Consider the following 22,551-nt stretch of genomic DNA (forward strand, 5'->3'; position numbering starts at 1 on the left):
TGGCCGGTCAGGGGCCGGAGGTCAGGAACCCGTACGGGTCCGCTCGTCGCGCTCGGCCTGGGCCACGGCCCGTGCCTGCTTGCGGGAGGCCGCCAGCGAGGTGATCGTCGTGACGACCAGCACGGCGCAGATGACGCCCAGCGACACCGGGATGCTGATCTCCGGAACGTGGACTCCGCTCTCATGCAGCGCGTGCAGCACCAGCTTGACGCCGATGAAGCCGAGGATGATCGAGAGCCCGTAGGAGAGGTGCACCAGCTTCTGCAGCAGGCCGCCGATCAGGAAGTAGAGCTGACGCAGCCCCATCAGGGCGAACGCGTTGGCGGTGAAGACGATGTACGGGTCCTGGGTGAGGCCGAAGATCGCCGGGATGGAGTCCAGCGCGAACAGCACGTCGGTGGTGCCGATCGCCAGCATGACGATCAGCATGGGTGTCATCAGCCGTTTGCCGTTCTCGACGACGAACAGCTTGGTGCCGTGGTACTTGTCCGTCGAGGGGAACCGTCGCTCGACGGCCTTGAGCAGCCGGTTCTCCTCGAACTCCTCCTCGTCGTCACCGGAGCGGGCCTCCTGGACGAGCTTCCACGCCGTCCAGATCAGGAAGGCGCCGAAGAGGAAGAAGACCCAGGAGAAGGTGGAGATGATCGCGGCCCCGGCGGCGATGAAAGCTCCGCGCAGCACCAGCGCGATGAGCACGCCGACCATCAGCACCCGCTGCTGGTAGATCGACGGCACCGCGAACTTCGCCATGATCAGCACGAAGACGAAGAGGTTGTCGACGCTCAGGGATTTCTCGGTGATGAAGCCCGCGAAGAACTCGCCGGACGCCTGGCCGTTTCCGAACAGGAAGAGGCCGAGTCCGAAGAGCGCGGCGAGGACGATCCAGACGGTCGTCCAGATGCCCGCCTCCTTGAGGGAGACCTCGTGCGGCTTGCGGCCGCCGATGAAGAAGTCGACCGCGATGAGGGCGGACAGACCGACGATGGTCAGCGCCCAGGTGGTCATGGATATGTCCATGCGTGATCCTCCGGCTTGCATTCGAGCATGGGCCGGAGGTCTCTTCCACCCGGGGGCCGCCGCCCGCAGCGGGCCGGGCCGGTGCCCCGGGGCCGTCCTGTCCGGCCCGTACTGACGGGATCACCGCATGGCTGGGAATACTCCCCTCCGATACAAGAGAGAGTAAAGTAAAACCATGTAAAGGTAAAGAGCGTGGTCGCGCGGGCCTCGCGCCCCGCCCCCGCGAAGGCCGCCGGGCGGGGTCGGGCGCGGTCGGGCACGGCCCTCCGGGCGGCAGGATTCCACCCCGGCCTCGGGGAACGGAGGGAGCGGTTCTCAGCCGCCGGCCGTGCGGCGCGCGGCTACGGCATGCCGCAGCACCTGCGGCACGACCTGGCTGCCCGCGGGCACCCGCAGCGGCTCGTACGTCCAGGCATGGCCCACCCACGGATCGGCCAGATGGTCGTCCGGGACCGGGGTCAGCCGCAGCAGCGAGCGCCACAGCGGATCGAGCAGCGGCCCGAAGCCGCGCGCCTCGTCCCGGTCGGCCACCAGCAGCAGGCTGACGCCGACCGCGGGACCCTCGTCCGCGAGGTAGCGCAACTGATTGACGGCCCGGTCGTCGAAGCCGTGCGGGAAGTCGTGGACGACCAGAAGCTGGTCGGCCAGGTCCAGGTCCGGCGGAAGCGCGTCGGTCGCCCCGCTGCGCACCGCCATCCGGACGAGGTCGACACGCTGCGTCAGCCGTTCCAGGGTGCGGGCGACACCGGAGGCACCCGCGGCGGGCGGGTCCGCCAGCACACCCGACTCCACCAGCGGAAGGAGCGCGGTGGCCGCCGCGCCCGCCGGGTCGAGGACCCGGAGGGTCACCTCGCCCGGCGGGTGCACGGCCAGGACGCGGGCGGCCAGTGCGGCGGCGGTCGTCTGCGCGAGGCGACGCAGCTCGTCCGCGTCCGCCACACCCGCCTCGCGGCTCCGCGGGCGGCCGCTGTCGATCCACAGGCCCCGCTCCAGGGGCAGCCGCACCAGCAGGGGAACCCGCAGCCCGGCGCGCTCCGGAAGGCTCAGATCGCCCACCCGGAGCGCGAGGGGACGCTCAGTGGGCGGCCGGTAGGCGTGCCAGACCGGGTTGTCCCAGCGGGCCATCGCCGGCGGCAGAGCCGGCTCGACCACCTCCGCCTCGGCCTCGAGCTGCGCCGCGTCCCGCTCCAGCACGGCACGGGCCTGCTCCACCAGCGTGCTGTGCTTGGCCTCGGCCCGGGCACGGGCCGCCGCCGCGGCGGCGCCGACCCGGGCCTGCGGATCGGCGAGCACCCCGTCCAGTTCACGCTCCCTGCGCGCGTCGGCGAAGTCGACGGCCGAGCGGTAGGCCGCCACGCTGCGGGCCAGGTCCTCGAAGATGCCCCACACCTGGTTGTGGAGCCGCTCCTCCATCGACCAGCCGGCGGCGTCGCCCGCCACCGGCTGGGCTCCCGCATCCTCCCCGGACCCCGGTCCAGGGACGGGCGGCGCGGACGACGGAGAACCGCCCCCGGCCTGCGCGGCGCCGGTGGCCGCCGGTGCGCGGCGCGGATGGCGATAGTCGATCGGGCCCTCGGCGGAGGCGCCGCTGCCCCCGGCGGGGGCGCCGCCGACCGCACCGCGGGACGCGGCGGCGTGCCGGGCCCGCCCCTGCGGAGGGGGCGCGACCGCGTCGTCCGCCTCGGCGCCGACCGCCTCCTGGACGGCGACGGCCAGCGTGTGCGCCTCGGCCAGCCCCTGGTCGGCGAACAGGGCTGCGAGGCCGTCCGCATACCCCTGTCCGACAGCCCGTACCTTCCATGCGCCCCCGCGCAGATAGAGCTCCAGGGCGACGACGGCGGATTCGGTGGCCAGTCCCGTCACCGTGTAGCTGGCGATCTCCGTGCCGTCCGGGCCGGTGACGGCGAGGAAGGGCGCGGGGAGGCCGGCGAACCCCGAGGGAGCGCCCGGCCCGGCGGGCAGGGCCAGGAGGATGCTCACCCGCTCGACGCCCTGGGGCAGCGCCCCCGGGTCGAGGGCCAGGTGGTGCACCGCCGCCGCCCGGCGGGAGACCTCCACCCCGGGCAGCCGCGGGGCTGCCGGGTGGGCAGCCCACTCGGCGCCGCGGATCCGCCCCTGCGCGTCGTTGAGCGTCGCCCCGGCGACGACCGGGGTACCCGCCGTCACCCGGATCTCCATCCGGGTGCCGGGCAGCGGGTGGTTCTGCCCCCGGACCAGCTCGGCCCTCATCGTCGTGCCTCTCCCCTGCGGCTCTCGTGCTCGGCGGACGGGGCCGCCCGGGACCCCCGCGGGCCGGGACCGCTGCCGCTCGGGCGGGCCCGGGGCGGTCGCATCGACGGTCCGGGACGGTCACCGCGTCGGCGGGACCGGACGGGCCACCCCGCCGGGTGGACCGGACGGGTCACGGCCTCGGCGGCAGCGCGCAGCTCACAGCTTCGGCAGGATCGTCGGCATCAGGTCCTGGAAGGTACGGCCGTTGGCGGGCTCGCCGATGGCGGTCATCTGCCAGCCGTCGCCCTGCCGGTGGACCTTGGCCATGATCTGCGCGGTGTACTGGCCGCCGCCGGTGAGCGTGTAGCGGGCCGTCTCCTGGCCGGTGGTCTCGTCGACGAGGCGGCAGAAGGCGTTCTCGACCTCGGCGAAGGTCTGGCCGGTGAACGAGTTGACCGTGAAGACGATCTGGTCGATATGGACCGGGACGCGCTGCAGATCCACCAGGATCGCCTCGTCGTCGCCGCCCTCGCCCGAGCCGCCCACCAGGTTGTCACCGGTGTGCTTGACGGAGCCGTCGTCGCTCACCAGATGGCGGAAGAAGACGACGTCGACGGGCTGCTTGTCGGCGAAGAGCACCGCCGAGGCGTCCAGGTCGATCTCCTTGGTGCGCTTGCCGAACAGGCCCCGCCGCGGTGCGGCCTTCCAGCCCAGGCCCATGCGCACCGCGGTGAGGCTGGCCCCGTCGCTCTTCTGCAGGCTGATGCCCTGGCCCTTGGACAAGTTGACCGACACGTGCGTCCCCTCTCTGAACCGGGGCCGCCACAGGCCGACGGCCACCAGATTCAGCACCCTACGCAAGAGCGCGGAGCGCCCGGGAGGCCGTCCGCGACTTGTGTCGGTCTTGCAACACTCCGCGTGGCGGCCCCGGCGGCAGGCGCCGTGCCCGGCTACTTCAGCCCGGCTTCCTTCATCTGGCGCAGCTCCTTCTTGAGTTCCCCGACCTCGTCGCGCAGCCGGGCGGCGACCTCGAACTGGAGCTCGGCGGCGGCAGCGCGCATCCGCTCGGTCAGATCCTCGATGGTCTGGGCGAGTTCGGCGGCCGGCCGGTCGGTCAGCTCTCCGGAGCCGGCGCCCTTGCCCTTGCCCAGCGCGGGCGTGGGGGCCTTCCCCTTGCCGGCCTTGCCCGTCTCGTCCCGCTGGCGGTAGCCGGTGTCCAGCAGCGCCTCGGTGTCGACCTCCTCGCGGGCGATGTCCGCGACGATGTCCCCGATCTTCTTGCGCAGCGGCTCCGGATCGATGCCGCGCTCCTGGTTGTAGGCGATCTGCTTCTCGCGGCGCCGGTTGGTCTCCTCGATCGCCCGCTGCATACCAGGGGTGACCTTGTCCGCGTACATATGGACCTGGCCGGAGACGTTGCGCGCCGCACGCCCGATCGTCTGGATCAGCGAGGTGCCGGAGCGCAGGAAGCCCTCCTTGTCGGCGTCCAGGATCGCCACCAGGGAGACCTCGGGCAGGTCGAGCCCCTCCCGCAGCAGGTTGATGCCGACCAGCACGTCGTACTCGCCGGAGCGCAGCTCCCGCAGCAGTTCGATGCGGCGCAGGGTGTCCACGTCGCTGTGCAGGTAGCGGACCCGGATGCCCAGTTCGACGAAGTAGTCCGTCAGATCCTCGGCCATCTTCTTGGTGAGGGTGGTGACCAGCACCCGCTCGTCGCGCTCCTCGCGCAGCCGGATCTCGTGGACCAGGTCGTCGATCTGCCCGTCGGTGGGCTTGACGACCACCTCCGGGTCGACCAGCCCGGTGGGGCGGATGACCTGCTCCACATAGCCGTCGGAGCGGGCCAGCTCGTAGGGACCGGGGGTGGCCGACAGATAGACCGTCTGGTCGGTGCGCTCCAGGAACTCCTCCCACTTCAGCGGGCGGTTGTCCAGCGCGGAGGGCAGGCGGAAGCCGTGGTCGATCAGCGTGCGCTTGCGGGCGGCGTCGCCCTCGTACATGGCGCCGATCTGCGGGACCGTCTGGTGCGACTCGTCGATGACCAGCAGGAAGTCCTCGGGGAAGTAGTCCAGCAGGGTGTGCGGCGCCGTGCCCGGGTCGCGGCCGTCGATGTGCAGCGAGTAGTTCTCGATGCCCGAGCAGGTGCCGATCTGCCGCATCATCTCGATGTCGTACGTCGTCCGCATCCGCAGCCGCTGGGCCTCCAGGAGCTTGCCCTGCTTCTCCATCGACTCCAGCGTCGCGGCCAGCTCGGCCTCGATGGCCGCGATGGCGCGCTCCATCCGTTCCGGACCGGCCACGTAGTGCGAGGCGGGGAAGACGTACAGCTCCCGGTCCTCGGTGATCACCTCGCCGGTGATCGGGTGGAGGGTGGAGAGAGCCTCGATCTCGTCCCCGAACATCTCGATGCGGACCGCGAGCTCCTCGTACACCGGGAAGATCTCGACGGTGTCGCCGCGGACCCGGAAGGTGCCCCTGGTGAACGACATGTCGTTGCGCTGGTACTGGATGTCCACGAAGCGCCGCAGCAGCGTGTCCCGGTCGATCTCCTCGCCGACCCTCAGCGGCACCATGCGGTCGACGTACTCCTGCGGGGTGCCCAGGCCGTAGATGCAGGAGACGGAGGCGACCACCACGACGTCACGCCGGGTGAGCAGCGAGTTCGTCGCACTGTGGCGCAGCCGTTCGACCTCCTCGTTGATCGAGGAGTCCTTCTCGATGTAGGTGTCCGTCTGCGGGACGTACGCCTCCGGCTGGTAGTAGTCGTAGTACGAGACGAAGTACTCGACCGCGTTGTTCGGCAGCAGCTCCCGGAACTCGTTCGCGAGCTGTGCGGCCAGGGTCTTGTTCGGCGCCATCACCAGCGTCGGGCGCTGCAGCTTCTCGATCATCCACGCCGTGGTGGCCGACTTGCCGGTGCCCGTGGCACCCAGCAGCACGACGTCCTTCTCACCTGCGGTGACCCGCTGCGCGAGCTCCGCGATGGCGGTCGGCTGGTCGCCGCTGGGCTGATACGGACTGACGACCTCGAAGGGCGCCACCTTGCGTTCGATCTCGGTGTTGGGCCGCATGTCCACCACGGTACGACTCGGCACTGACAACGGGGTTCCGCGCGCAAACTACGCCCCACTGGCAGATAGCTGCCAATTTCCTTCGTCGCAGGTCAGAGGCTTGACCACGCTCCGTTCAGCACCCCGTCACTTTGTCCTGGCTTGGTTGTATTGCGCATCGGGAACTGTCTCGGCAGTCCGTGCAGGTACAAGCGAGGAGTCCCGCATGTCGATACGCCCGCTGACCGCTGCCGCCACAGGTGCGCTGCTGGGTATGAGCGCGCTCTTCCTCACCGCCACGCCCTCTGCGGCGGCCTCACCCCGCCCGGCGGGACAGACGCCGGATCCGGTCGTAGACTTCTCCGGCTTCCCGGGCTTCGGCGACGACGAGGACCCCGACCCGGAGCTGCAGCAGCCCCCCTCCGACTCCAGAAAGCCGCACCGCTCCCCGCTCCCCGTGGGCCACCGCGGGGCGTCCGCCTACGCGCCGGAGAACACGCTGGCCGCGGTCGACAAGGCACACGATCTCGGCATCGACTGGGTCGAGAACGACGTGCAGCGCACCAAGGACGGCAAGCTGCTGGTCATCCACGACACCACGCTCTCCCGCACCACGGACGTCGAGCAGCGCTTCCCGGACCGCAGCCCGTGGAAGGTCTCCGACTTCACCCTCAAGGAGATCAAGACGCTGGACGCCGGAAGCTGGCTGGACAGCAAGTTCGCCGGCGAGCGGATCCCCACCCTGGGCGAGTACCTGGACCGGCTCACCAGGAACGGGCAGGACCTGCTGCTGGAGCTGAAGTCTCCCGCGCTCTACCCGGGCATCGAACGCGAGACCCTCGACGAGCTCGACCGGCAGGGCTGGCTGGACCGCCGGCACACCAGGAGCAGGCTCATCGTCCAGAGCTTCGACAAGGGCGCGGTGCAGAAGGTGCACCAGCAGCGCCCCGAGGTGAAGACCGGCTTCCTGGGCACCCCCAAGGCAGCCGAGCTGAAGGACTACGCCGCGTTCGCCGACCAGATCAACCCCACCCACGCCGACGCCACCGCCGACTACGTGAAGGCCGTCCACGCCCTCAAGGGGCCGCACCACAAGCGAATGGAGATCTTCACCTGGACCGTGAACGACGCCGAGACCGCCCGCAAGGTCGCCGACGCGGGAGTGGACGGCATCATCTCGAACAAGCCGGACGTGGTCAGCGACGCCGTCCAGGGGTCGGGGCCGACCGGCTGACCAGCCCGCCGGTGCGGTCCGGACGGGCGTCGGCGGCTTTCGGTGGGCTCCTCCGATAAGTGTCCTCAACGGAGGGCCGTCCGCCCGGAGGGCGGGGCTTTGAAGACACGACCCGGGGTGCCGGTATGACTGACACCCCGGTGCGGCCCGCGGCCTGGAGCCTGCGGGAGACGCCCATCGGACCGCTGCTGCTCGCGGCCACCACGGAGGGCCTGGCCAACGTCGTCTTCCACGCGCGGGGACGCACACTCGACCGGGCCCTCGCCCGGCTGCACGCGCAGCTGGGCGCCGGACCGCTGCCGGCGGCGCAGGCCCCGGCGCCCGCCGCCGAACATCTCGGCGCGGCCGAGGCGGCGCTGGACGACTACTTCGCGGGCTCCCCGGCGCCCTTCACCGTGCCGCTGGACTGGTCGCTGACGGAGGGTGTCCCGGCGCGGGTGCTGCGCGAGCTGGCGACCGGAGTGCTGTACGGGACGACGGTCGGCTACCAGGACCTCGCCGTGCGCGCGGGCGACCCCGGTGCGGCCCGCGCCGTCGGCGCCGCCATGGGCGCCAATCCGCTGCCGGTGGTCGTGCCCTGCCACCGGGTGCTGGAGAGTTCGGGCGCGATCGGCGGCTTCGGGGGCGGGCTGGAGACCAAGCGGGCGCTCCTCGCGCTGGAGGGCGTGCTGCCGCAGCCGCTGTTCTGAGCCGTGCGGACCGGCCGTAAGTCCGTGGTGGCGGACGGCGCCGGGTGCCAGACTGCACGGCGTGACTGACATTCGCGACACGGTCGACGGTGATGACACGCCGGAAGCCACAGGAGACGGACCGGTGGGCACGGCGCCGGAGCGGACCGGCGCCGACGGTCCGCGAGACGCGCCCGGGGGACGGCCCGGCGGGCACTCACAGCACAGCGCCCGGCCCGGAGGACTCGCCGTGCGCGGCCCGCAGAAGCCGGCCGGGGAACCGGCGGCGGACGGCGGGATGGACCTGCCGGCCGTCCGGCGGCGGGTGCGGCTGGCCCTGGCCCTCAGCCAGATCCTCGGCGGACTGGGCGTCTCCACAGCGGTCGCGCTGGCCGCCGTACTGGCCGAGGACATCGGCGGCTCCGAGGCCGTGGCGGGGCTGGCGTCCACATCCTCGGTCATCGGGACGGCACTGCTGTCCCTGCCGTGCGCGGCGCTGATGGCGCGGCGCGGGAGGCGCGTCGGGCTGACGTCCGCCTACGCGGTGGCGGCCGTCGGCGGGCTCGTCGTGGTGGCCGGAGCCGCGCTGCGCAACTTCCCGCTGCTGCTGGTGGGCATGGCCGCCTTCGGCGCGAGCAACACCGCCAATCTCCAGGCCCGCTTCGCCGCCGCCGACCTGGCCGAGCCGCTGCACCGGGCACGGGCCATCTCCACGGTGGTGTGGGCGACCACGGTCGGCGCGGTCCTGGGCCCGAACATCGCGGGGCCCGCCGGGAGGAGCGTGGCCGGCCTCGGGGTGCCGGAGACGGCCGGCCCCTTCCTGTGGGGCACGGTGGTCTTCCTGATCGCCGGAGGGCTGCTGCAGGTGCTGCTGCGGCCCGACCCGCTGCTGACGGCCCGCGCGCTGGCCCGGAAGGCGACGGCCGGCGGCGGGCCGGACGAAGGGGGTGGGCAGCCCGGGGCGGACGCCGGCCGGCAGTCGGACGAGGACGGCGGTGGCCGGTCGCTGCGGGCCGGTCTGGCCGCGGTGACGGCCTCGGCGCCCGCCCGGGTCGCGCTGGCCGCGATAGCCGGCTCGCACACGGTCATGGTCTCGGTGATGGTGATGACCCCGGTGGACCTGGGCGGGCACGGCGCCGGGGTGGAACTGATCGGGCTCGTGCTCAGCGGCCACATCGCCGGGATGTACGCCTTCTCGCCCGTGATGGGCTGGCTCGCGGACCGGATCGGCAGGTTCAGCGTCATCCTGGTGGGCGCGGCGCTGCTCGGGTGCGCCACCGCGCTGGCCGGGACGGCGGACGGGAACCACGCGCAGTCCGCCGTCGGGCTGTTCCTGCTCGGACTGGGCTGGTCCGCGGGACTGGTCGCCGGGTCCGCGCTGCTGACCGACTCGGTACCGCAGCGGGCCCGCGCCGCCGTGCAGGGCTTCTCCGACCTGATCATGAACTCGGCCGCCGGTGTCGGCGGCGCGCTCTCCGGGCTGGTGGTCGCCCAGGCCGGCTACGGCTGGCTCAACCTGCTGGCAGCGGCGCTGCTGATCCCCGTCACGGTGCTGACGGTGACGGTCGCGGTACGGCGCTGAGGAAGGCCGCCGTGCGGCATCGGCCGCGGACCGGGGGCGGGGCCGCACGGCAGGTCCGTCGCCGCACGGCGGGGGCGGATCCGGGGCCGGGCGGGCGCGCCGCCGGTCCGCCGAGGATCAGCGCGCGTGGAGTTCGAAGGCCACCGCGCGTCGCCCACCGTTCCGGTCGGCGTGCAGATCCAGCCCCCCGTGCACGATCGAACGCGCGTACGTCTCGGGGGCCTCGTCGGTGAGCGCCTCGATATAGGCACGGTGTTCCAGCAGCGAGGCGACTCCCTTGCGGGTCGCCTCCTCCCCCACCGACACCGCGTGCGTGACGGCCGGTGAGGCGAAGACCGCCACCCACCGCACTCCGTCCCACGGCAGGACCCCTTCCACGTCGAACTGTTCGCTGAAGATCCACCGGTTGCCGGCGTCTCCCACCGCGTCCAGGACCGAGCGGCCCAGCGCGCGGTGGTCGGGGGTGTTCCACGGGCTGCCGGGGGCGCCGCCCCAGGTGTCGTGGTGGTTGAGGGTGAGGACCAGCTCGGGGCGGTGTCTGCGGATCGCCGCCGCGATGTCGCTCCGCAGCTCCGGGCCCTCCCTCAGCACTCCGTCCCGGTGGTCGAGGAACTCCACCTCGGTCACGCCCACGTGCGCGCAGCCGGCCCGCTGTTCGGCCTCGCGGACCCCGGCGGCCTCCGCCGGGTCCATGGTCTCGATACCCGCCTCGCCCCGGGTCGCGAGCAGATAGGTGACGTCCTTGCCCTGCGCCGTCCACTCGGCGACCGCCGCGGCGGCGCCGTACTCCATGTCGTCGGGATGCGCGACGACCGCCAGGGCCCGGGTCCAGTCCTCCGGCATCGCCGCCAGGCGCATTCGCGCCCCCTGCTCCTCGGCGCCTCGCGCTGTGGCCGTCATGTCCGCTCCGCCTCTCGTCACCCGCGCCTCCGTCGGCGCCGCTCCTCCATGGCAACTCCCGTTCCCCGGGCGCCTGTTCCCCAGTGACCGGCCGTGTCTCCACGGGTCCGGCGCCTCCGCGTCGCGCCGCTGACCTCCGCCGGCGGTCCGACCGGCGCCGGGGGGCCGATGCTGTCGGCACTCCGGGTGGCTCCAGGGTTCCAGCCGGACGGCGGGTCGACCTCGGCGGCCCGGCCCGGCGAGTGGAGCTGCGGGGACGGTGCGCGGCCGCGGGTGACCGACCCCGTACGCACACCGCCACGGCGCCGCGCGGAGGGAGCGCGGCGCCGTGGCGGAGAGGCGTGGTGCCGCGGCGCCGGAACGGCGGGCGGAATCAGCCGTACGGGTTGCCGCGGGGATCGGCGGGAGCACCGCCCTGCTGCTGGCCGGGGTTGCCGTAGTACGGGCCGGGCTGCTGGGCCGGGGCTCCGGGGGCCTGGGGCCGGCCGTAGTAGGGGCCGGGCTGGGGGTGGGCCTGCGGGGGCTGCTGCGGCCCGTAGCCCTGCTGAGGCTGCGGCGCGTAACCCTGCTGCGGCGCATAGCCCTGCTGCAGCTGGGCCGGAGGGGCATACTGCTGCGGAGGATAGCCCTGCGGGGCGCCCTGCCCGCCGCCGACCACCGCGAGCAGTTCCTCCAGCTCGTTGCGCCAGATGCGGTGCACGTTGATGCGTACCGGCTTCGCCTCGCCCGGCAGCGCCATGTGGTAGAAGCTCCACAGGGGGTTGAGCTGGATCTCGCCGAAGAGCGAGCGGGCCTGGTCCCGCGGGATCGCATGCACGATTTCCTTCGGGCGCTGCGAGAACCGGGACATCCGCTGCACCAGCAGGGCCTGTTCGGTCACGGTAATGAAGTAATACTTGATGAGGAACTGGCCGATCAGGCCCAGAAATCCGACGCTGAGCCACGGGGTGGGCCCCGCAACGGCCCCGACCGACACCAGCGGACGGTCTCCGGGAGCCTGTTGGGCAATGGCCTCGGCCACCTGCTTCTTCATCGTCGCCTTGCGAAAGGCCATCGGACCGCTCCTCGCTCCGTTCGCCGCGGGTACGGCGCTGTCTCTGCGTTCGGCGCAGAGTACTCGCCCCGGGTGACAGCACTCCTCCCGGGGCCGCGGACCGGCGGCCCGGAGCGCGCTCCGCGGGCGGACCGCGGACCGCGGCGCTCCCGGCTGCCGCGACGGTCACCGCTGCCCGAGCCCGGTCAGGGCCTGCACCGGGTCGGCTGCGGAGGGGCCTTCGGGCCACCAGTCGGCGGCGTCCCCGCGGCCGTCCCGGGCGGAGCCGCCGCGGTCCGCGGACGCCCGCCCGGAAGCGTCCCGGTAGGGATACCAGCGGCCGTCGCTCCCGAAGCGGAGCTGGACGGGACGCGTGGTGTGGGTGAGCTGATTGCGGTGGATGGTCATCGCTATCCCCAGGCCCGCCAGGGCGCTGCGCCCGCGGTCGAAGTCGCCCGCCGGCGGATCCCAGGCGGCCTCCAGCACGGCCAGCCCGGCCGGACCGCCCTGCCGCCAGGCCGCCGCGGCCCGGGCCAGCTCCAGCGGGTCCCGGCCGGCCGACCGCGCCAGACCGGCGAAGCGCGCGGAGAGGGTGTGGCGACCGGTCAACTGCGGGTGGGTGGCGGCAAGGCGCACGGTGTCGTGCCAGCGCGACAGGTCGGGCAGCGGGCCGTGCTCCCCCACGCCACGCGGCCCCGCGCCGTCGTGCTCCACCGGCACGGCGGAGAGCGCGCACCGGGCCCGGACCGCCGCGTCGGCCGCCAGGAAGGCCAGAGCGTCGGCGTCGGGTGCGCCGGGCAGCTCGGGATAGACACCCGGCTCGCTCGCGACGTCCGGCAGCGGCTGCGGCTCAGGGAGCGGAGGACGCACGGGGGCGGCGAACACCTCGGTGGCGAGCCGCGTGGCGCGCGGCCCCCGCCCGTCGGCCGGCCGGCCGCCGGCATCCCCGCCGGACCGGCGCTGTGCCGCTCCGCCGCGGCGCGTACGGGGGCGCTCCGCGGACAGGTCGGCGCGAGTAGCACCCAGGCGCGCGACGTCCACGCGCACCGCCTCCGCGCTGCGGCCCCGCATCAGCAGCAGCGCCCAGGGGTCGGCGTCCAGCAGCCGCCCGGTCTCGTAGCCGAGCGCCGCCGCGTGCTTGCAGGGGTGTCCGCGGTCCGGGCAACTGCACGCGGGCAGCAGATCCCCGGCGCCGGGCAACAGCCGGACCCCCGCCGTCTGCGCGACGGGCACCACGGCGTAGGGGAGTTCGCCGTCCAGCAGCGCCGCCGCCAGCACCGGGCGGGCGGCGGCAGCCGTCAGGAAGGCCGACCACTCCTCCTCGGACAGCGCGGGCAGCCGCCATTCGGTGCGGTAGGGGCGCGCGCGGCTGCCGCGCACATACGCCAGGACGCGCCCCGGCCCGACCCGCGGTGCGGACACCGCACCGGCACCTGCCGCGCCCCGGGCCCCGGCCCTGCTCGGATCCGCGTAGGCCCGGCCGCGCGCCAACCGGGCGGAGTCCCGCGCCACACCCTCCATCGCCCGCAGCCAGGCAGCGCCCCAACTCCCGGCCGCAGGCGCCGGGGCGGCCTCGGATCCCGGTGCGGTGCCGCTCACGGCTGCCTCCGCAGCGCCACCAGATCCGCCAGTTCCCGGTCGGTCAGCTCCGTCAGCGCGGCCTCTCCCCCGCTGAGCACGGCCTCGGCCAACTGCTGCTTGGCCGTCAGCAGCCCGGCGATGCGGTCCTCGACCGTGCCCCGGGTCAGCAGCCGGTGCACCTGTACGGGCTGCGTCTGGCCGATGCGGTAGGCCCGGTCGGTCGCCTGCTCCTCGACTGCCGGATTCCACCAGCGGTCGAAGTGGACGACGTGTCCGGCGCGGGTGAGGTTGAGACCGGTGCCCGCCGCCCGGAGCGACAGCAGGAAGACGGGGACCGTACCGGACTGGAAGGCGTCCACCAGCTCCTCCCTGCGGCCCACCGGTGTCCCGCCGTGCAGGAGCTGGGCCGGGATGCGGCGTTCGGCGAGATGCGCCCGGAGCAGCCGGGCCATCTCCACGTACTGGGTGAACACCAGCACCGAACCGCCCTCGGCCAGGATCGTTCCCAGCAGTTCGTCCAGCAGCCCGAGCTTGCCGGAGCGGCCGGGGAGGCGTCCGGCCGCTCCCTCCCGCAGATACTGCGCCGGGTGGTTGCAGATCTGCTTGAGCGCGGTCAGCAGCTTCATCACCAGGCCACGCCGCTCCATGCCCGTCGCGTCCGCGATCCGCGCCAGGGTCTCGCGCACCACCGCCTCGTACAGGGACGCCTGCTCCCGGCTGAGCTCGACCGTGTGGTCCGTCGCCGTCTTGGGCGGCAGCTCGGGGACGATGCCCGGATCGGACTTCCTGCGGCGCAGCAGGAAGGGCCGCACCAAACGGGCCAGCCGCTGCGTCGCCTCCGGGTCCTCACCGCCCTCCACGGCTCTGGCATGCCGGGCGCGGAAGGTCTTGAGCGGGCCGAGCAGTCCGGGCGTGGTCCAGTCGAGCAGGGCCCACAGCTCGGAGAGGTTGTTCTCCACGGGGGTGCCGGTGAGAGCGATCCGGGCGGCGGCCGGAAGGGTGCGCAGCGCGCGCGCCGTCGCGGAGCCCGCGTTCTTGACGTGCTGGGCCTCGTCCGCGACGACCAGCCCCCACGCCTGTCCGGCGAGCTGTTCCGCGCTGCCGCGCAGGGTGCCGTACGTCGTCAGGACGAACCCCGCGTCCGATTCCGGTTCCCCGGCTGCTCCGGGGCCGCCGCGCTCCAGCCCCTCCAGGGTGCGTCCGGGACCGTGGTAGCGGCGCACCGGAACATCGGGCGCGAACCGGGCGAGTTCCCGCTGCCAGTTGCCCAGCAGCGAGGCGGGGCAGACCACCAGCGTCGGCGCCGTCGCGCCGCGCTCGGCGCGGCGCAGATGGAGCGCGATGAGGGTGACGGTCTTGCCCAGCCCCATGTCGTCGGCGAGGCAGCCGCCCAGTCCGAGCGACGTCATCGACTCCAGCCAGCCGAGCCCCTGACGCTGGTAGCCGCGCAGCCGGGCGTGCAGCCGGGCGGGGGCGGCCACCGCGGCCCGGTCCGGGTCGGTTGCGGTACGGAGGGTGTCCCGGAGCGCCGCGAGGGCGCCCACCGGCACCGCCTCCACCCGTTCTCCGTCCACCTCCGCCTCCCCGGAGAGGGCGGCGGCCAGTGCGTCACCTGGTGAAAGGAGCCCCAGGTGCCGCTTGCGCGCCTTGCGCACCAGCTCCGGATCGACCTGCACCCACTGGTCGCGCAGCCGCACCAGCGGGCGGTGGGCCTCCGCCAGTTCGTCCATCTCCGCCTCGGTGAGCGGATCGCCGTCCAGCGCCAGCTGCCAGCGGAACTCCAGCAGCTGCTGCTCCTTGAAGAAGCCGAACCCGTCGGCCGCCGAACCCGGCGACTGCGGGCCCGGGCGCACCACCGCCGTCGCGCTCAGCAGCTCCCGGGCCAGGGCACGCGGCCAGTGCACGGCCACCTCGGCCGCGGCGAGTTCCCGGGAGGCCCGGCCCAGCAGGTCGTCCAGCTCCGTCCCGGTCAGCGGCAGCACGTCGGGAGCGGGCCGCTCCAGCAACCGTCCCAGCGGCGGCCAGGCCCGCGCGGCCCGCCGCACCGCCAGCACCGTGTCCACCCGGGCCCGCGGCCCGAGGTACTCCGCCTCGCCCCGCCACAGCGCGGCCACGTCCGCGACCAGTGTCGGATCCGCGGCACTGGCCGCCTGGACGACCGCCGCCGCGACATACGGCTCCGCCGCGGGGCCGGTCCGCTGCGGGCCATGCCGCTCCGGGCCGCTCCGCGGTGGGTCGCCCGGTTCCGGTTCGGTCCGCTCCCGGCCACTCCGCTCGTCGAACTCCTCGGGGCCGGTCCGCCCGTCCGCACCCTCCCGGCCGACGACCGGCCGGTGGTCCCGCGGGCCCGCCGGCTCGGGGCCGCCGTCGAAGACCCGGTCCGCCGACAGATCGAGCCGCAGGGAGACGTGGATACCCGCCTCGGTGCCCGCGGCCACCTCACCCGCCCACTCCCGCAGCCGCGGATACTGCTCGGTGAGCCGTCGCCGCCCCGGGTCCGCGAACGCCGGCCCCGCCACCGCGGATCCGGCGGGGGTGCGGGGCAGCACATCGGCGACCGCGTCCAGGAAGTCCCGCACGAGTGCCTCGGGGTCCGGGACCCGCAGCGGGGCGTCAGCCGACCGGCTTCCGGGGTCCGCCGCATCCCGCGGGGCCGGCACCGCGTGCGCCTCCGGGGGCATCGCGGCGGCCACCGCCCGCAGCTGCGCCACGTCCTCCGGGTCCAGCGGGCCCGCCCGCCACACGTCCGCGTCCCCTTCGCCCAGGCCCGGCACCAGCCGGCCGCGGGCCACCAGCCGCAGTCCGTGCAGCGCCGCCGCGCCCCAGCAGGCGGCCGCGGGGTGTGCACCGCTCTCCGTACGCGCCCGCATCAGCACGGGCAGGGCCTCGCGGACCGGCAGCCGGCGGGCCGGCACCGCGCGCCGCCGCACGCCCTCGCCGTGCGGCCGCACCACCGCGAGCTCTCCCGGCTCCCCAAGCTCGGGCAGCTCACCCCCGTCGTCCCGCCAGAACGCCACGCACCCCTCCCGGGGCACCCCGCCCGGCAGGAACACCGCGGCGCACCTCACGAGGCCCGCACCGCTCCCCGGACCCATCCGCGCCTCGCTTCCACCCTCGTTCCCCAACCGCACAGCCCGACAGCAGGCCGGCGGGCCGCACACCTGGCCCGCACTCGTGGAACGAGTCTAGGAGCGGCCACTGACAGCCACCGACGAGGTCGCCGACGGTCAAGGGACGCCGCGGATCGGGCGGTGCCCGGCGGCGCTTTCGGGTAGCGGGGGGCTCAGCCCAGGTCGACGCCGCCGTGGATGCCCCGGGCGTGGATCACCGGCCCCGCACCCGCGCCGAGCCCGCGACCGTGTTGCGGACCTCGGAGCGTTCGGCCCGCAGCGCGGGGGCGTGCCGCGCGGCCCAGCCGCACGGCAGGGCGGCGAACTCCTCGTCATCCCGTGCCTGCTCGTCCAGCCAGCAGGTCAGCGCACCGACCTGCTCGCCGTCGGCGGCGGGCGACGGCGAGCAGCCGCCCCTCTCCGGGGTCGCCGCGTCGGCCGCCCACCCTGCGCACGAGCGAGAGCAGGGATTCCCAGGCGGACTGCCCGGCCGCGTCGGCAGCACCACAGGCGGCGGAAGCGGCGGCGGTGCCGACGAGGCGGAGCGCGGTGGCAGCCTCCATGCATTCCAACGTAGTTCGGCCGGGGACGGAGCCGCCAGACCGTGCCCGGTTGTACCGTTTCCCCGTGAGCGGCGAGAACGCACGGGCAGCAGCCGCCGCACCGGCACGCCCGCCGGGCCCCGCCGCCCGCGGTCCGCTGTCGGCGGCCGGGATCGCCGCCGAGGTGACCGCGGGACGTGTCACGGCGCGCGAGGTGGTGCGGGAGGCGCTGGCCCGCATCGCGGAAGCCGACCCGTCGGTCAGAGCGTTCGACTCGGTGTGGCCCGCGCGTGCGCTGGAGTACGCGGCGGCCGTCGACCGGGCCGTCGGGGACGGCGAGCGGCTGCCGCTGGCCGGAGTGCCGTTGGGGGTCAAGGCCACGCAGCGGCTCTCGGCACCGTCCGTGGCCCGGCTGGTCGCGGCCGGATGTGTGCCCGTCGGTGCCACGGCGACCCCCGGCCCGGGAACCCCATGGCAGACGTGGGGGATGACCGACCGGGGCCGCACCCTCAACCCGCTGCGCCCCGATCTGAGTCCGGGCGGGTCCTCGGCCGGTTCGGCCGCGGCCGTCGCGGCTGGGATGGTCCCGCTGGCCACCGGGAGCGACGGGGCGGGCTCCGTACGGATCCCGGCCGCGTGGTGCGCGGTGCTCGGCCTGAAGCCGACGGGCGGGCTGCTGTCCCTGCCCGGCAGCCCGGTGGGACGCCCCCGGCGGAGCGTGCCCGGACCGCTGGCGCGCACCGCGGCCGACACCGCCGCCTGTTTCGCCGCCCTCACCGGCGCCTGTGCATACGAGCCCGAGCCTCCGGAGCGCCCGCTGCGCACGGCGTGGTCGGCCACCCTGGGCTGCGCCGACACACGGCAGCCGGTTGCCGCGGCGGCGCGTGCCTTCCTGGACGAGCTGGCCCGGACCGGCGCCGTCGCCCCGCGGCCCGCAGCCGTCCGGCTGCCGGATGTCGCCGAATGCTGGCGCACGCTCCGCGCCCGCCGCCCTCCGGGGACGGCCGCCGGCCCGGAAGGCGGCCCAGCGGCCGATCCGGCAGCGGCCGCGGCGGCCGACCGCACGGGCGCGGAGCTCACGACCGAGCTGGACCGGGTCTTCGCCGCGGTCGATCTGCTCGCCACTCCGACCACACCCAACCCGCCGCACGGTCACCAGGGACCGGGAGGGGACATGAGTGTCGCTCTCACCTGGGCCTTCAACATCACCGGGCACCCGGCGATCAGCCTGCCCGCCGGTCGGACCGGGGCCGGTGAACCGGTCGGGCTGCAACTTGTGGCCGCACACGGCCGGGAGGCCGAACTGCTGGCCGTCGCGGCCGCCGCCGAGACGATGCCCGCCCCGCGCTGACCGCCCCGGCCCCGGGCCGCGGCCCGCGGGTCAGTTGCCCAGGTCCGTCGTCCCGGGGGCGGGGGGCTCGAAGCTCTCGAAACCGGCGGCCTCCACGAAGTCGGGCCGGGGGTCGAGAGCGGCGGCGAGCTTGAAGTGGGCGCGGGCCTCCTCGTCCCGGGAGCCGCGCTGGAGCGTACGGGCCAGGGCGAAGTGCGCGAAGGCGTTGTCCGGCTCCCGCTCCAGCACCCACTGGAACTCCTGCTCGGCCGAGTGCAGCCGGGCCTCCAGGAAGTACGCGCGGGCGCGCAGCAGCCGGGCACCCCGGTGCTCGGGGTGTTCGTCGATCACGTTGTCCAGCAGGTCGACCGCGCCGCGCGGGTCGCGCGCTGCCAGCAGCTGCTCCGCCGCGCGGAACTGGATGAGGTTCGTCTCGGGGCTCGTCACGGCACTGCCCTTCCGTCGGCTGACGCCTCGGCACAACGCCGGACCGTGCGCGGCCATTCCCGCGGCGGTCCTCCGGCCGGGGACTGGGGAGCATATGCCCCTCGGCCGGGCAGGACGAACGGAATACTGCCTGCCCCTTCACGGGGAAGCGCCCGCCGCGGTGCCACCGGTCGTGGCGATTCCGGATCCCCACTCACTGGGCCGACAGCCGACGGCCGGTGGCCGGCAGCGGGCGGGGACGGGGGGTAGCGGGTCAGCCGTGCAGTTCGTGCCAGATCTCGCGGACCCGGGGCGCCAGCTCCGCCAGCGGCCCGTTGTTGTCGACCACGATGTCGGCGACCGCCAGCCGCTCCTCACGACTCGCCTGCGCGGCCATCCGGGCGCGCGCCTCGTCCTCGTCCGTGCCGCGCAGCCGCACCAGGCGGTCGAGCCGGGTCTCGGTGGCGGCGTCCACGACGACGACCGTGTCGTAGAGCGGCGCGAGTCCGTTCTCCACCAGCAGCGGCACGTCGTGGACGACGACGGCGTCCGGGTCGGCCTCCCGCGCAGCACGCTCCAGTTCGGCGGAGCGCTCGCCCACCAGGGGGTGCACGATCGCGTTGAGCGCCGCGCGCCGTTCCGGGTCGGCGAAGACGAGGGCAGCCAGCCGCGGCCGGTCCAGGCGTCCTTCCGGGGTCAGGACCTCCGCACCGAATGTGTCGACGATCGCCGCCAGGCCCGGGGTGCCCGGCTCCACGACCTCCCGCGCGACGCGGTCCGCGTCCACGACCACCGCTCCGCACTCGGCGAACAGCCGTGCGACTTCGCTCTTGCCCGAGCCGATCCCGCCCGTCAGACCCACCTTCACCATGCGCCCCACGCTATCCGGTGACCGCACCGGGGCGGCAGTCCGTCTCCGCCGGGTGCCGCCAGGCCCCCGGAACCGGACGGGGCGGCCCACGCGGGAGCGGCCCGGCTCACTCCTGCCGTCCGCCCTCGGAACCCGGGCCCTGCTGGCCTTCACGGTCGGCGAGGAACTGCTCGAAGACCGCCCCCAGCTCCTCGGCGGAGGGCAGTTCGGCGGGCTCGGCCACCAGATTGCCGCGGGTCTCGGCACCCGCCACCGCGTCGTACTGCTGCTCCAGGCCGCGGACGACCGAGACCAGTTCCTCGTCCCCCTCGGCCAACTGCCGTTCGATCTCGTTCTGGGTGCGCAGCGCCTCCGTCCGCAGCGCGTGCGCCACCTCCGGGAGGACCAGACCCGTCGCCGAGGTGATCGCCTCGGCCACGACGAGCGCGGCGTCGGGATAGGTCGAGCGGGCGATGTAGTGCGGAACGTGGGCGGCCACACCGAGCACGTCATGTCCGCTGTCCCCGAGCCTGAACTCCGTCAGCGCCGCCGCGCTGCCCGGGACCTGGGCCTCGTCGAAGGCGGACCCCTGGCCGGGCACCAGGTCGGTGCGGTTCCCGTGCGGGGTGAGCCCGACCGGACGGGTGTGCGGGACGCCCATCGGGATGCCGTGGAAGGTCACCGACAGCCGGACCCGCAGCCGCTCCACGATCTCGCGCAGTGCCGCGGTGAAGCCCTCCCACTCGCTGTCCGGCTCCGGGCCGGACAGCAGCAGGAACGGCGCGTCCGTGGCGTCGCGCAGCAGCCGCAGCTCCAGCCGGGGCGTCTCGTAGGACACCCAGCGGTCCCGGCGGAAGGTCATCATCGGCCGGCGCGCCCGGTAGTCGAGCAGGCGGTCGACGTCGAAACGGGCGACGGTGCGGGCGGGCTGGCTCTCCAGCAGCCGCTCCACGATCTGCTCGCCGGTGTCGCCAGCGTCCATGAAGCCCTCGAGGTGGTACAGCATCACCAGCCCGGCGCTGTCCGGCTCGGCGATGATCGCATCGACCGCGTCGAGTCCCGCCTGGTCCCAGGAGTACATCGCTTCCCGCTTCTGTGCCATACCCCTTCCAACGCCCCACCCCCGCGCCCGCATTCCCCTTCCGGACGATCGGCCGTTTCGCTTCCGGGCGTCCGGGGCCGCGGCCGGACAGCCGGCACGCCACCGGGCGCCCTCCGCCGGTGGTCGGCGGCGGGCCGGAACGGGCCGAGGCCCGCACCCCCGAAAGGGTGCGGGCCTCGGGCTCCGCTCGTGTGCTCCTCGCCTCGCGGCGAGCGATCAGCTCTGGCCGCCGGCCAGCTTCTCGCGGAGCGCGGCAAGCGCCTCGTCGGAGGCCAGCGCGCCCGAGTCCTCGTCCGAACCCTCGGACGAGTAGGAGCCGCCGCCCTGGCCGCCGCCGGCACCGCCGCCCTGCGGGGCACCGGCGCCGCCGCCGGTCGCGCCCTCGGCCGCGGCCTGCTCGTCGGCCTCGCGGGACTTGATGACCTGCGCCTGGTGCTGCTCGAAGCGGGTCTGGGCCTGGGCGTACTGGCCCTCCCACTCCTCGCGCTGCTTCTCGTAGCCCGGCAGCCAGTCGTTGGCCTCCGGGTCGAAGCCCTCGGGGTAGATGTAGTTGCCCTGGTCGTCGTAGGACGCGGCCATGCCGTAGAGCGTCGGGTCGAACTCGACCGCGGTCGGGTCCGCACCGAAGGACTCGTTGGCCTGCTTCAGCGAGAGGCTGATGCGGCGGCGCTCCAGGTCGATGTCGATGACCTTGACGAAGATCTCGTCGTTGACCTGGACGACCTGCTCCGGGATCTCCACGTGGCGCTCGGCCAGCTCGGAGATGTGGACCAGGCCCTCGATGCCCTCGTCGACGCGGACGAACGCACCGAACGGCACCAGCTTGGTGACCTTGCCGGGAACGACCTGGCCGATCTGGTGGGTGCGGGCGAACTGCTGCCAGGGGTCTTCCTGGGTGGCCTTGAGCGACAGGGACACGCGCTCGCGGTCCATGTCGACGTCCAGCACCTCGACGGTGACCTCCTGGCCGACCTCGACGACCTCGGAGGGGTGGTCGATGTGCTTCCAGGACAGCTCCGAGACGTGCACCAGGCCGTCGACGCCGCCCAGGTCCACGAAGGCGCCGAAGTTGACGATGGAGGAGACGACGCCGGAGCGCACCTGGCCCTTCTGGAGGGTGGTGAGGAAGGTCTGGCGGACCTCGCTCTGGGTCTGCTCCAGCCAGGCGCGGCGGGAGAGGACCACGTTGTTGCGGTTCTTGTCCAGCTCGATGATCTTGGCTTCGAGCTCCTTGCCGACGTACGGCTGGAGGTCGCGCACCCGGCGCATCTCGACCAGGGAGGCGGGGAGGAAGCCGCGGAGGCCGATGTCGAGGATGAGACCACCCTTGACGACCTCGATGACGGTACCGGTGACGATGCCGTCCTCTTCCTTGATCTTCTCGATGGTGCCCCAGGCACGCTCGTACTGGGCGCGCTTCTTCGAGAGGATCAGGCGTCCCTCCTTGTCCTCCTTCTGGAGGACGAGGGCCTCGATCTCGTCACCGACGGCGACGACCTCGTTCGGGTCGACGTCGTGCTTGATCGACAGCTCTCGGGAAGGGATGACACCTTCGGTCTTGTAACCGATGTCGAGCAGGACCTCGTCCCGGTCGACCTTCACGATGACGCCGTCGACGATGTCGCCGTCGTTGAAGTACTTGATCGTCTCGTCGATCGCGGCGAGGAAGGCTTCCTCGGAACCGATGTCGTTGACCGCAACCTGCGGAGTGGTGGCGGAAGTCTCGGTGCTGCTCGTCATGTGGAAAAGGGTCTCCGGTACGGACATGAAGTCGTAGGTACTGCTACGCCGAGGACCCTTCGAACGCACCACATGCAAGTCAGCCGGACAGCCTGGAAAACCCGGAACCCGAGGGGACATACAGTCGATGCGAGCGCGGCCTGCTCGGTCCGAGGCACGCAGGCCCGCAGCGCAA

The 22,551-nt window shown here is 73.8% G+C and carries 17 protein-coding genes; 4 read left to right on the forward strand and 13 right to left on the reverse strand.

Annotated elements, in window-relative coordinates; translation table 11 throughout:
- Nucleotides 1-21 precede the first annotated feature (21 nt).
- The 4 genes from ACFYMO_RS07050 to uvrB form a co-directional block, all read right to left on the reverse strand.
- Nucleotides 22-1,017 carry a TerC family protein gene (locus tag ACFYMO_RS07050; protein WP_366774216.1) on the reverse strand — a complete coding sequence of 332 codons (996 nt, stop codon included), beginning with the start codon at nt 1,015-1,017 and terminating at the stop codon, nt 22-24.
- A gap of 315 nt (nt 1,018-1,332) precedes the next feature.
- A complete protein-coding gene (locus ACFYMO_RS07055; RefSeq protein ID WP_388544803.1) occupies nt 1,333-3,246 on the reverse strand; it encodes a TerD family protein in 1,914 nt (637 codons plus the stop codon).
- Between the two features lie 198 nt (nt 3,247-3,444).
- The gene (locus ACFYMO_RS07060; protein ID WP_366774218.1) at nt 3,445-4,023 is read right to left on the reverse strand and encodes a TerD family protein; all 579 of its coding nucleotides are present in this window, start codon (nt 4,021-4,023) and stop codon (nt 3,445-3,447) included.
- A gap of 155 nt (nt 4,024-4,178) precedes the next feature.
- The gene (gene uvrB, locus ACFYMO_RS07065; protein WP_366774219.1) at nt 4,179-6,299 is read right to left on the reverse strand and encodes an excinuclease ABC subunit UvrB; all 2,121 of its coding nucleotides are present in this window, start codon (nt 6,297-6,299) and stop codon (nt 4,179-4,181) included.
- A gap of 205 nt (nt 6,300-6,504) precedes the next feature.
- Between uvrB and ACFYMO_RS07070 the strand changes: the two genes are divergently transcribed.
- From ACFYMO_RS07070 to ACFYMO_RS07080, 3 genes are all read left to right on the forward strand, one after another.
- Complete coding sequence (locus tag ACFYMO_RS07070) at nt 6,505-7,512, forward strand: glycerophosphodiester phosphodiesterase family protein (RefSeq protein WP_366774220.1); 1,008 nt, start codon at nt 6,505-6,507, stop codon at nt 7,510-7,512.
- Nucleotides 7,513-7,637: 125 nt separating this feature from the next.
- The gene (locus ACFYMO_RS07075; RefSeq protein ID WP_388544807.1) at nt 7,638-8,201 is read left to right on the forward strand and encodes a methylated-DNA--[protein]-cysteine S-methyltransferase; all 564 of its coding nucleotides are present in this window, start codon (nt 7,638-7,640) and stop codon (nt 8,199-8,201) included.
- A gap of 277 nt (nt 8,202-8,478) precedes the next feature.
- The gene (locus ACFYMO_RS07080) at nt 8,479-9,762 is read left to right on the forward strand and encodes an MFS transporter (RefSeq protein WP_366774235.1); all 1,284 of its coding nucleotides are present in this window, start codon (nt 8,479-8,481) and stop codon (nt 9,760-9,762) included.
- A gap of 117 nt (nt 9,763-9,879) precedes the next feature.
- Here ACFYMO_RS07080 and ACFYMO_RS07085 read toward each other — a convergent pair whose 3' ends face one another.
- The 5 genes from ACFYMO_RS07085 to ACFYMO_RS07105 form a co-directional block, all read right to left on the reverse strand.
- Nucleotides 9,880-10,662 carry a PIG-L deacetylase family protein gene (locus tag ACFYMO_RS07085; protein ID WP_388544810.1) on the reverse strand — a complete coding sequence of 261 codons (783 nt, stop codon included), beginning with the start codon at nt 10,660-10,662 and terminating at the stop codon, nt 9,880-9,882.
- Nucleotides 10,663-11,035: 373 nt separating this feature from the next.
- Nucleotides 11,036-11,716: a hypothetical protein gene (locus tag ACFYMO_RS07090; RefSeq protein WP_366774223.1), complete on the reverse strand. Its 681-nt coding sequence runs from the start codon at nt 11,714-11,716 to the stop codon at nt 11,036-11,038.
- A gap of 165 nt (nt 11,717-11,881) precedes the next feature.
- On the reverse strand, nt 11,882-13,294 hold the full coding sequence (locus ACFYMO_RS07095) for an SWIM zinc finger family protein (RefSeq protein ID WP_388544814.1): 1,413 nt from the start codon (nt 13,292-13,294) through the stop codon (nt 11,882-11,884).
- Nucleotides 13,291-16,371: a DEAD/DEAH box helicase gene (locus tag ACFYMO_RS07100; protein WP_366774225.1), complete on the reverse strand. Its 3,081-nt coding sequence runs from the start codon at nt 16,369-16,371 to the stop codon at nt 13,291-13,293. The genes ACFYMO_RS07095 and ACFYMO_RS07100 overlap by 4 nt, the downstream gene beginning before the upstream one ends.
- A 229-nt stretch (nt 16,372-16,600) precedes the next feature.
- The gene (locus ACFYMO_RS07105) at nt 16,601-16,891 is read right to left on the reverse strand and encodes a hypothetical protein (protein ID WP_388544817.1); all 291 of its coding nucleotides are present in this window, start codon (nt 16,889-16,891) and stop codon (nt 16,601-16,603) included.
- Nucleotides 16,892-17,013: 122 nt separating this feature from the next.
- On the opposite strand from ACFYMO_RS07105, the gene ACFYMO_RS07110 reads away from it, so the two are divergent.
- The gene (locus tag ACFYMO_RS07110; protein WP_366774227.1) at nt 17,014-18,279 is read left to right on the forward strand and encodes an amidase; all 1,266 of its coding nucleotides are present in this window, start codon (nt 17,014-17,016) and stop codon (nt 18,277-18,279) included.
- A gap of 30 nt (nt 18,280-18,309) precedes the next feature.
- Here ACFYMO_RS07110 and ACFYMO_RS07115 read toward each other — a convergent pair whose 3' ends face one another.
- The 4 genes from ACFYMO_RS07115 to rpsA all read right to left on the reverse strand — a co-directional run bounded on the left by ACFYMO_RS07115 (nt 18,310) and on the right by rpsA (nt 22,376).
- Entirely contained in the window at nt 18,310-18,705 is a 396-nt protein-coding gene (locus ACFYMO_RS07115) for a tetratricopeptide repeat protein (RefSeq protein WP_366774228.1), read from the reverse strand.
- Between the two features lie 253 nt (nt 18,706-18,958).
- On the reverse strand, nt 18,959-19,555 hold the full coding sequence (coaE, locus tag ACFYMO_RS07120; protein WP_366774229.1) for a dephospho-CoA kinase: 597 nt from the start codon (nt 19,553-19,555) through the stop codon (nt 18,959-18,961).
- A 106-nt stretch (nt 19,556-19,661) separates the two neighbouring features.
- A complete protein-coding gene (locus ACFYMO_RS07125) occupies nt 19,662-20,636 on the reverse strand; it encodes a PAC2 family protein (RefSeq protein WP_366774230.1) in 975 nt (324 codons plus the stop codon).
- A gap of 216 nt (nt 20,637-20,852) precedes the next feature.
- Complete coding sequence (gene rpsA / locus ACFYMO_RS07130; RefSeq protein ID WP_366774231.1) at nt 20,853-22,376, reverse strand: 30S ribosomal protein S1; 1,524 nt, start codon at nt 22,374-22,376, stop codon at nt 20,853-20,855.
- Nucleotides 22,377-22,551 lie beyond the last annotated feature (175 nt).

Origin of the sequence: Streptomyces sp. NPDC007025, assembly GCF_042869455.1 — a bacterium.
Classification (GTDB): domain Bacteria; phylum Actinomycetota; class Actinomycetes; order Streptomycetales; family Streptomycetaceae; genus Streptomyces.